Genomic DNA, 8,697 nt, shown 5'->3' with positions numbered 1-8,697 from the left:
AAACTTATATTTAACTCACCTTGAATATATCGATCGCTCCTGCTAGTGGTCTGCGATCAATTATTCAGCAAACCCTATCATAGATCCGCTTACGGGCCCCTAATGGCGCACAGGGTGTCAGCAACGGGGTTTTTAGGGGTTTGGTGTGTAAGTTACGGACTAGATATGTATGGATATTCCGGATTGGGCGATCGAGACGGCGTAAGTTCATAATTCACTGTTTGCGGTAGTCCACTTGGCTAAATTGGCACAGCTACCAGCCTGATAGGTAGGCAGAAACCTTTGCAAAATCGTTGTTTGCAGGTTTGAAAGTGTCCTGTGCCAGTACCAGACTCGGAAAGTGGACTGGCGATCGCACCAAAGATATTCGACTCCTGGCAAATTAGTAAATGTAAAGCAAGTGAGTCACAACGCAATCAAAACATAAAACCCAAAAATAAAACATTTTCACAGCAGCAGTAATGCGGAATCAGACAATCTCTAATGTAGCTAACCACATCTACCCTTAAGGTAAATCCGACAAACTACTCAACCATGAAATCCTTAATTCAATACCTCGAATTACTGGATTTATACTCCCCGCAACCGCTTCTCAAATCCCCTCAACATTTCAAAAATTCTTGGCCTTTTATCCTGATAGAACGACGGAAGGCAGGAACAATGAAATATCAAGGCAATCAATCTTAACCGAGGAAATGCAGCCTCTCAAATAGCATAAACAGACAATTACACATCCACATATTTTAACACCACAGGAGTAAATATCATGTTCAACGTAGTAAAAGCTTTCGGCTCGATTTTCTCTACCCAAGGATACAGCGGCCCTAACAATATGCTCATCAAAAATTACGTGAACACCAATTTTAACTATTTCAACGAAGAAGCAGTCGTCGATGAATCGATTTACCCGAATCAAACAGGTCGCGTCCGCTTTCAAGGTAGCTGGTGGCCCGCACGTTGCGATCGCCAAATCACCCTCACACCGGGAGACACCGTTTATGTCATCGGCGTTGACAACATCACTCTGTTAGTTTCCCTCGCTCCCGCAGACTAAACTAGAAAGTAATCTCAACTTTTTCACTGTCAGAACCCCGACTTCTTCAAGAAGTCGGGGTTCTGACTATTCTGTTTTTTAGTGGCAATTTAGTGATCGCTTCCACTCAACACCTGACGCAAGACAGCAATATCTGCCTCAGTTTATTTGCCAGTAGAGATACGGCAGATCGCGCTACAATAAAATGGCATTTTTGAGAGCTTGTTTGTTGAGGCGATCGCGGAGTTGAGATTCGCTAGTTTCTCGGGTGACTGCTGCTTTTTCTGATGCCTTAGCCGGCGGTAGTGGTTCGAGCAGTTGGGCTTGAGCTTCCTGAATTGAAGGGTAATTTTCAGCCCAGGATGAAATCGCTTCTGAAAGGACATCGCTCTCATCGGATAAGGGTTCAATTAGCTGCGCTAGTTCGGTTAATTCTTCTGCAGAGAAGAGCGATCGCTGCTGAGTTAATAGTTCGATAAATGAGTCGATATTTTGTTCGGGGAGTGACATCGATTCCCGTTGGATTTTGTTAATTGTTTGCCGAACAAATTCCAGAGACAAATCTAATAATTGCGCGATCGTATCTAAATTTATCCCCAGCCCGATCGTGCGACGAATGGCTTCTAACTTCGCCTGCCGCTCACCTTCCTGCCTACCTTGTTCGAGTCCTTCTTCTAAACCTTCTTGCTTGACTTCCTGGTAAAAACGAGTTTGTCTGAGTTCGCTTAAATTCAACATGGCGGCAATTTCCTCGCGGCTTTTTTGGGGGAGTTTGTAGACGATAATTGTTTCGATGAGGTTAATTAAATCGCGTAGAACGGTTGGATCGGACAACTGTTGTCGGGCCATTGTGATCGAATGCCGTGCTTGTTCTGCTGCAGTCTCTGCTGGCTCGATTACCAGTTTAACAACTTTCACTCCGAGCGATCGATCTGCGGCTTCTGGCAATTCATCGAGGTAAATCCGTTGGACGCGCTGACTGGTTAAGAGTTCTTGAAATTGCAGCATCTGTTCGTGTTCGATGCGACGATTGGGATAGATGACAACCACGCGCCAAGGATTGAGTGGTTTGTATTGTCGCAGATAGAGAAAGAGTTCGCCAAAGATGCGGTAGTACAAGTCGGCATCGGGTTGAAACTGAACTTCAGCCAAGTAAAATGGTTTTTCAGATTCTTCGGTTGTGGGGAGAAATAACCCATCGATGCGGAATGCCAGTTGTTTGATTTCGCGGGAGGTGAATTCATAGGCGGTGGCTTCGTCTGGAGGGCGATCGATCAGTTCAAAGAAGAAGCTGGGAAATTCCTGAAACAGGCTGTAGAAAATGGTGTCTGTTTTCATGAGTTGTCGATGCGAATCGAAGATGGGTACTATACCATGCCAAGATTGGTAAATGCGATCGCTCGATAGTTTGAGTAGCGATCGCATCCACTCATTTTTTCAGATTTTCGCTTGTCGATTTCGGCGATCGGCAACGACAATGTTTTCTCAATCTACTCGTTTAGCATTTAGCTTTTATCTATTTCACTCTCCTCATCTTTCTGCAACGCAGCCAAGATTTGAAAGCACAGCCGGAGCAGAAAGAGCAGAAATCCTGCTTGGGGATTGAGCCAGGTGGCAACACCCACTACAGTAAACTCGATTACTTTGAGCCATTTCTTTTTGTTGGATTTAGACATTAGAATCACCTTTTTTTAATGCTTAAATCCATTGGAACAATTAGAATTGAGAGTTATTTAAACTGACTTGACTGACTTAGGCTGATTTAACCTGACTTAGACTGGCTTCGGGCAAAAAAAGTAGCTAAACTATCTGTGTACCCTTTGCTCGTTTGCTCGTAATGCCCTTTCCTCATGACTTCTTGACCGAAATCGCTGGCACGAAAAAGCTGACTGACCTAGAGATAGCTGTTTTTTTGCGGCTATTTGGTCAAGATAAAAATAAGGTGCAAATTGCCATTGAGCTTGATACAACTGAAAGCGTTGTTAGTACGCGGCTAACAGGGGTTTACAAAAAGTTTGGAATCAACGATCCGGGTCCTGTTAAAGAAAGGGAGTTACGGCGCTATTTAGAGGAGCTGCAGAAACGTAAACCAGCGAGTTCACTGTCAAATCTGCCTGCGGAGAGCGTCAAAGATCCTGTTGATGCGTTGGTTCAGCAGGTACGATCGCGCCTCCACGATGACATCCAACGGTTGCACGGCACTATGCCACTTTGGGAAATCGATCGTTGCCTGCCGTTGGGTGACTTGTTTGTGGATGTCAATATTCTGGAGGAACTCAGTAGTAGTCGTAAATCGGAATTGGATGACTTGTGGCAGGACTTCAGCCAAAATCCCAGCTACCGCAGTTTGGATCGCATTGGTTTGGGCAAACAGCGAAAACGGGTATCAGGTTTAGACGTGCTGGCAAAGAATGCGAACCTGATGGTAGTGGGCAAACCGGGTTCGGGAAAGACCACGTATTTGCAGCGAGGGGTGATGGAGTGCAACGCAGGGAACTTACAAGCGCACCGGATTCCGGTTTTGATTAAACTGCGAGATTTTGTCGAGGATGGGCGTGAGGTTGCCTACTCGGTAGAGCGTTATCTAGAACGGTGCTGGCGGTTATCGGATGCCGAAACTCAATTGGCGTTAAATCGAGGTCGGGCGCTGGTGCTGCTGGATGGGTTGGATGAGGTGACGGGAGAAGATGGGAAGAACATCGCCAAGGAAATCAAGCGGTTTGCTCGCACTTATCCGCAGGTGCAGGTAATTGTGACCTGTCGAACGCAGAGTCAGGAATCGCGGTTTGAGCGGTTTGATTATGTGGAGGTGGCGGATTTTAATGAAACGCAGGCGCGGGCTTTTGCCCAACATTGGTATAAGGCGGTGATGGGGGATGAGTCGGGGGGACTGGCAAAAGCGGAGGAGTTTCTGCGGCTGCTCTTTTTGGAGGAGAATAAGTCGATTCGGGAGTTAGCAATTACGCCGATTTTGCTGAGTTTGACTTGTGCGGTGTTTCACCACAAGGGAAAGTTTTACTCGAAGCGTTCCAAGCTTTATGAAGAGGGGTTGGAGTTGCTGCTGGAGAAGTGGGACAAGTCGCGGGAGATTGAACGGGATGAGATTTATCGCGATTTGTCAGTGGAGCGAAAGCTAGAATTATTGAGCTTTCTGGCAGTGAAGAAGTTTGAAAAAGAGCAATATGTGCTATTTGAGCAGGCAGAAATTGAGGAGTATATTGCGGAGTTTTTGGGGATTGGGCAGCGGGATAGTCGATCGGTTTTGAGGGCGATGGAAGCGCAGCATGGATTGTTGATTGAGCGAAGTCAGAAGGTTTGGTCATTTTCACACCTGACGTTTCAAGAATATTGTACTGCTTACTCCTTTGCAAAGATTCACAGTCGTGACTCACAAGACAAAGCAACATTGCAAGCACTAGCTCATCATGTTAATGAGAATCAATGGAAAGAAGTATTTTTTTTGACTACAGAAATGTTGGATGATGCCAGTATTCTAATATTGAACATGGAATCAGCCGTCCAAAGATTGAGCGCCGTTGGTAAACTTACGGCTTGGTTGAACTGGGTACATTCCTCAACAAATAAAGCAACAGGAGATTTTAAACCTGTTATAAAAAGAGCGGCAGCTATGTACATAGCTTGTGCATTGTCTCCAGATATTATCCATAATATGGCTCTGGGAGAATGTATGAATTACCTTTCAAGATTAATTGATAGAATAGCACATTCTGACGATATTAATGAGGTATTGAGAAAGTTCGATACCTTAGTTCGCCATCGCGAGCGCCCTCAGAATAAAGTTATTTATTTAGCTCAAGAAATGGTGCCTATCATTCATGAATTAGAAATTTTTAGTGTTGTTGATTTTGAAATTTTAATAAAAAATCTTCAGATGTTAGAAATTGAAACTCCAAAAATTGAGAGAGTTTATGACGTTTATGACCGAGAATCCTACAATCTACTTCGATGTTTTGTAGATCGGGTTTTCCAAGTATGGGCTGAAAGTTTAAGTCTTCAGCAAGAATGGGAAGCAATATTTAGAACCGAAGGGGAATTATTAAATTATCTCTATGCAAACGAAATGGTAATAGCTTGTAAAGAAAGGGCAGTAAAAATCTCGCTAAAAACATGGGAATCAGTTCTTGAGAGAATGTTACTACCGATCGCCGAAATCGAAAAACGCCAACAGGAAAAAGCAGAGTAGGGCAATTCGCTATGAATCCTGTCTTATATAATTTCGCTATGATTTATTTGAATAAACCGTGCCTTGAGTATGCTTAAATAAGCTTAGACACTCGCTAACCATATTTAAACCAGTGAACTTTCAATCAGTCATTGCCACCTTAAACAAATTCTGGAGCGATCGAGGATGCCTGATCGCCCAATCCTACGACACAGAAAAAGGTGCAGGAACCATGAATCCCCACACCTTTCTCAGAGCAATTGGCCCCGAACCTTGGTCAGTCGCCTACATCGAACCCTGTCGCCGCCCCACCGACGGACGCTACGGCGAAAATCCCAACCGCTTCCAACATTACTATCAATATCAAGTTTTAATTAAACCCTCTCCTCCCAACATCCAAGACATCTATTTAGACTCCCTCAGAGCATTAGGAATTAGCCCTGAAGACCACGACATTCGTTTCGTAGAAGACAACTGGGAATCGCCTACCCTCGGAGCTTGGGGCGTCGGCTGGGAAGTCTGGCTCGACGGTATGGAAATCACCCAATTTACCTACTTTCAACAGTGCGGTAGCATTGACTGTCGCCCCGTCTCCATTGAAATTACCTACGGACTAGAACGCCTCGCAATGTATCTCCAAGAAGTCGATGCGATGACGAAAATTCAGTGGAAAGATGGCATCACTTACGGCGACGTTCACCTGCAAGGAGAAATAGAACAGTGTACTTATAACTTTGAAGCTTCCAATCCCGAATTGCTGTTTACTCTATTTGGATTGTACGAGCAAGAAGCCGAACAATTGACAAAAAAAGGATTGGTTTTGCCTAGTCTTGATTATGTGCTAAAATGTTCTCACACTTTCAATTTGCTCGACGCTAGAGGTGTGATTTCTGTAACGGAAAGAACCCGGTATATCACCAAAATTCGTAACTTGGCGAGGCGAGTTGCTCAGCTTTATTTGGAACAGCGCGAAAAGCTGGGTTTTCCTTTAGAAAAATCTGTAAAAGTTTGAGCAGGAAAAATGGCACGACACGGATTCGGACACGGATACACGGATTAATTTAGCTGTTAGATCCCCGACTTGTTAAAGAAGTCGGGATCTGGGTATCCGGTTTTTTAGATTTTTAATTAATTCAATGCCTAATTATTCGGAAAATAATACAGAAACAAATCCTCAACTGCGAATTGACGGTGTAAGCTTGAAAACACCGATCGCCTCAAGTCATTTGTTGGAAAATATATCGTTTCAGGTACACAAGGGATCTCGCGTGGCAATTGTTGGCCCTTCAGGTGCCGGCAAAACAACGCTGTTGCGGTTGCTAAATCGGCTCAGCACTCCCACCAGCGGCTCGATTTATCTGGAAAATACAGAATATCGCCAAATACCTGCGATCGAACTCCGCAAACAAATCACCCTCATCCTGCAAGAATCCAAGCTTTTGGGAATGTCGGTGCGAGAAGCATTGGCTTATCCTTTGAAGCTGCGGGGCGTGACTTCATCAAACATTGCTGAGAGAATTAGCAGGGCGATCGAACAACTGCATATACCCCAAGAATGGCTCAATCGCAGCGAATTCCAGCTTTCCACAGGCCAAAAACAGCTCGTGGCGATCGCCCGCGGCATCATCCTGCAACCAAAAATCTTGCTTTTAGACGAGCCAACATCCGCCCTAGACGCAGGAAAAGCCGCCCACCTTTTGCAAGTATTGACACAGCTAACAAACGGCCAAACAACCATTGTAATGGTCAACCATCAATTAGAATTAGCCGAGCAATTTAGCACGCGAATTCTGCATTTACAGCGCGGAAAGCTGATCGAAGATTTGCCATCTCATCAAATAAATTGGGTGCAACTGCGGCAAAATTTAATCCAAGCAGAAGCAGAAGCCCAACAAGAATGGTAAACAAGCTCAAAAACACTTTCTGCAACGGGTTGCGTAATTAATTTGGATGTTTTAACCGCAGAGGGCGCAGAGGGCGCAGAGAAAGAGAAGATAAGAGGGAAAGAGAGAAGTTTACAAGTTGTTGAGGATTGCTAGAGAGAGAGACAGTCAGATATTAGCTTTGGGAATGTTGTTTAATGTTGGCATTTGTGATTTTACACTAAATCCCTAGTGCGGAATTAAACCCATTTTTTGATAAAGTGGCCGGACTAAGTTTTTTAAAGCTGGCAACTGTTTGGTAAAAACTATGGAGCCTAAAACACAAATTATACCGCCAATGATTAGTGTATTAGGAGCGCCGATATAATTTGCCAATCCCCCAGCAACTAAATTCCCAAACGGTGTGACTCCAAAAAATGCCATCGTGTATATGCTCATCACTCTTCCGCGTTTGTCGTCTTCCACAATTGTTTGCAAAAATGTGTTTCCTCCTGCAAATTGCAAAATGAAACCAAACCCCACGAACAACATCATGATTAATGACAGCCACAAGACGTGGGACAAACCAAAACCTATCAGTCCGAATCCCATAATTGCCGGTGAAATCGCAATCCATTTGCCGAGGCCAACTACACTTTTGCGCGAAATCAAATAAATCGCCCCCGCGAAGGCGCCGACTCCCGAAGATGCCATCAAAAAGCCGAGGGTTTGTGCGTCGCCTTGCAGAATTTTGGTGGCAAAAATTGGGACTAATACTGTGTGCGACATTCCGGCAAAACTGACTAATGCTAATAGCAGTAAAATTGCTCGAATCGGGGGAAACCCGAAGGCATAAACGAATCCTTCTTTTAATCTTTGTAAGGGTTTGGTATTAGTGGCGGCAATTTTTCGGGGCTTGATTTGCATCGCTAATAAGCCTGCAATTACGGCGATGTAGCTGAGTCCGTCAATGAGAAAGCAATAACTTGCGCCGACTGTAGCTATTAGCAAACCTGCAATTGCTGGGCCGATTAATCTGGCGCCGTTGAACATGGAAGCGTTGAGGGCGATCGCATTTGCTAAATCTTCTTTCTTTTCTACAAGTTCCGGCACAAAAGCTTGCCGTGCCGGCGCGTCAAAGGCGTTAATTGCACCTTGAAAGAAACTCAGTACCACGATCTGCCAAATGTTAATGACTCCTGTTAGCGCTAAAAATGCTAAGGCTAAGGATTGAACCATTGCTAATATTTGAGTGGCAATTAGGACTCGGTGGCGGTTCCAGCGATCGATTAAAACTCCTGCAAAAGGCAGTAAAATTAATGTGGGTATTTGACTTGTAAATCCCACCACACCGAGCATCCAAGGTGAATCGCTCAAATTGTAGACAAGCCACACAGTAGCGACTTGCGTCATCCAATTGCCAATCAGGGAGATGCCTTGTCCTGCAAAAAACAGGCGATAATTTCTCGATCGCAGCGCTGGAGGAAGTTTTATTGTTTTGATTTTTGCTAGTAGATTCATGCTGCAAGTACGGCTAAAGCAATCCTATTTGATTGGTAAACATTTTTTAGGGGTAGCGCCCCTGTACCCCTAATTACCGAAGGGCAACCATCGGGGGA

General features: G+C 44.6%; 7 protein-coding genes. 4 read left to right on the top strand and 3 right to left on the bottom strand.

Annotated elements, in window-relative coordinates:
• Positions 1–766 precede the first annotated feature (766 nt).
• Positions 767–1,054, top strand: a complete 288-nt coding sequence (locus QUA10_RS11915; RefSeq protein ID WP_333082763.1) for an NfeD family protein — start codon at positions 767–769, stop codon at positions 1,052–1,054.
• A 174-nt stretch (positions 1,055–1,228) separates the two neighbouring features.
• On the opposite strand, the gene QUA10_RS11910 is transcribed toward QUA10_RS11915, so the two are convergent.
• On the bottom strand, positions 1,229–2,458 hold the full coding sequence (locus QUA10_RS11910; RefSeq protein WP_333082764.1) for an Rpn family recombination-promoting nuclease/putative transposase: 1,230 nt from the start codon (positions 2,456–2,458) through the stop codon (positions 1,229–1,231).
• 80 nt (positions 2,459–2,538) lie between these two features.
• Positions 2,539–2,709, bottom strand: a complete 171-nt coding sequence (locus QUA10_RS11905; protein WP_333082765.1) for a hypothetical protein — start codon at positions 2,707–2,709, stop codon at positions 2,539–2,541.
• A 182-nt stretch (positions 2,710–2,891) separates the two neighbouring features.
• Here QUA10_RS11905 and QUA10_RS11900 point away from each other — a divergent pair, with 182 nt between their 5' ends.
• The 3 genes from QUA10_RS11900 (at position 2,892) to QUA10_RS11890 (ending at position 7,120) form a co-directional block, all read left to right on the top strand.
• A complete protein-coding gene (locus tag QUA10_RS11900) occupies positions 2,892–5,237 on the top strand; it encodes an NACHT domain-containing protein (protein WP_333086259.1) in 2,346 nt (781 codons plus the stop codon).
• A gap of 112 nt (positions 5,238–5,349) precedes the next feature.
• Positions 5,350–6,228: a glycine--tRNA ligase subunit alpha gene (glyQ, locus tag QUA10_RS11895; protein WP_333082767.1), complete on the top strand. Its 879-nt coding sequence runs from the start codon at positions 5,350–5,352 to the stop codon at positions 6,226–6,228.
• A gap of 124 nt (positions 6,229–6,352) precedes the next feature.
• Positions 6,353–7,120: an ATP-binding cassette domain-containing protein gene (locus tag QUA10_RS11890; RefSeq protein WP_333082768.1), complete on the top strand. Its 768-nt coding sequence runs from the start codon at positions 6,353–6,355 to the stop codon at positions 7,118–7,120.
• A 207-nt stretch (positions 7,121–7,327) separates the two neighbouring features.
• Here QUA10_RS11890 and QUA10_RS11885 read toward each other — a convergent pair whose 3' ends face one another.
• The gene (locus QUA10_RS11885; protein WP_333082769.1) at positions 7,328–8,599 is read right to left on the bottom strand and encodes an MFS transporter; all 1,272 of its coding nucleotides are present in this window, start codon (positions 8,597–8,599) and stop codon (positions 7,328–7,330) included.
• Positions 8,600–8,697: the final 98 nt, after the last annotated feature.

Source organism: Microcoleus sp. Pol8_D6 (assembly GCF_036700965.1).
Taxonomy (GTDB): Bacteria; Cyanobacteriota; Cyanobacteriia; order Cyanobacteriales; family Microcoleaceae; genus Microcoleus.
The sequence above is the reverse complement of the archived record's forward strand: the minus strand, read 5'-3'. Positions and strand labels throughout refer to the sequence as shown.